The sequence below is a fragment of the Streptomyces sp. NPDC005899 genome (genome assembly GCF_040629645.1).
In the GTDB taxonomy this organism is placed as follows: Bacteria; Actinomycetota; Actinomycetes; order Streptomycetales; family Streptomycetaceae; genus Streptomyces.
In genome coordinates, this window is sequence record NZ_JBEXWB010000658.1 from 1 (window position 1) to 1619 (window position 1619).

Annotated in this window: 1 protein-coding gene and 1 pseudogene; both read left to right on the forward strand. The window is 78.6% G+C overall.

What is annotated here, in order from left to right; all coding sequences use genetic code 11:
• Positions 1–59 precede the first annotated feature (59 nt).
• Positions 60–1152: pseudogene (locus ABZ371_RS32455) on the forward strand (hypothetical protein).
• Between the two features lie 143 nt (positions 1153–1295).
• Positions 1296–1475, forward strand: a complete 180-nt coding sequence (locus ABZ371_RS32460; RefSeq protein WP_358686496.1) for a hypothetical protein — start codon at positions 1296–1298, stop codon at positions 1473–1475.
• Positions 1476–1619: the final 144 nt, after the last annotated feature.

Here is a 1619-nt window from a genome sequence, read left to right on the forward strand (position 1 = left end):
CCCCGGCCCCGCCCCCGGCGTCCCCTGCGCCCCGGCATCCGCGTCCGCCGCTCCTCACCATCGCCGCCGACCGGTCGTACGCGGCCCGGCTCACGGCCGCCACCCGGGACTCCGTCACCGGCGGGACCACCGATCCCGCCTGGTACACCGAGCGGTGGACCCTCGACGGCCCCGAGCCGTATGCCGTCCCCCTCCCCCTCGACCAGCCGGAGGAGGCCGACTCCGATGTGGTGCCCCTCTCCGACGGGCGGGTCCTGATCCGCCGGCGGGTGGCCGACCGGCACGCCTTCTCGCTCCTCTACCCCACCGGCCCGGGGACGGGGGAACTGCACCTGGGCGCCCTCGTGTGCACGGACCTGGCCCTGCTGCCCCCGTCCCCCGACGGCATGAGCGCGTACGCCCTGCTCCCCGGCGACGACTCCACCGCCGTGTGGCTCGTGGCGGGCGGCGCCTTCGGCCCCGAGCGGGTCGCCGACGTACCCGGCCGCTGTACGGGCGGCGCGTGGCTGGACCGGGAGGGCCGGCTGCTCGCCCTCGACCGGCGGCTGCCGGGTGGCGGGCCGGTCAAGGCCGTCGCCGTCGACCTGGAGCGGGGCGGCGAGGTGACCCCGCTGCTGCAGATCGCTCCGCACAGCAACGACCGGCTGCTCCTCGCCGACGCCGACAGCGGACTGCTGCTGATCCGCTCGGACGCGCCGGGTCACGACCGGCTCGGCTGGGGGGTGCTGGGCAGCTGCCTGCCGGTGCGCTTCCCGGAGTGCCTGCACCCCCCCGGGCGTGACCGTGACGCCGTTCGCCGTGCAGCCGGGGCAGATGCTCATGCCGGAGAGCTGCGCGGTGGCGCTGCGGCTCGACGGGCGGGAGGGCAGCCGGCTCGGCCTCTGGCGACCGCTGGGCCGCCGGATCCATCCGTGCGCCGCGCCGGAGGGATGGCTGACGGGCTCGGGCTTCTGGACCAGGGAGGGAGTCCTCCACCTGCCGTACACGCAGGAGGGCGCCCCGTGCGCCGTGGCCCTCGTGGAGGCGCCGGCGGACCAGGCGCACCGGCCCGCCGCGAGCGGCGGCACCCGCCCGGCGGCGGGCTCCTCCACGGCGTGCAGGCCGGTCCCGCTCGGCCGGGCCCCGCTCACGGGGCGGCCGGTCGCCGAATAGGAGCTGCCCGTGATCACCGGCCGGTCTACACTCGCGGCCGGGCTACGCGGCCGTTCCGCGCGGCGCACCGACGGTGACCGCGTCGGTCGGCGGCGGCGGGCCCCGCGTTCACAGTAAGCGATTTCTACGGGGTGACTTCTCACATGTCTGAGGCCCGAACCGACACGATCCGGACGCGTCCGCCCACGGCGGACGCACACCGGGCCGAAGCCGGCGGCTCCGGAAAGCACCGAGGGAAGCTGTCGGTGGACGGCGCGGCCCTGCCGCCGCGCGGCCGCCACCGCCGGCTGCCCTCCGAAGGAGGTGGCGAGGCGGCGGCCTGAACGGCGCCGCGTACGGGGACCGGGGCGCCCCCCCCCAACCGCGGTGGGGGCCCGCCGGCGGGGGGGGCGCCCCCCGCCCCGCCGACCGGGCGCCCCCCCCGGTGGGGGGGCCCCCCCCGGGGTGGTGCCGCCGGGGCCCCGGGA

Excerpts from the sequence above, each read along its gene's own strand:
- ABZ371_RS32460 (WP_358686496.1), top strand. The coding sequence starts at position 1,296 with ATGTCTGAGGCCCGAACCGACACGATCCGGACGCGTCCGCCCACGGCG.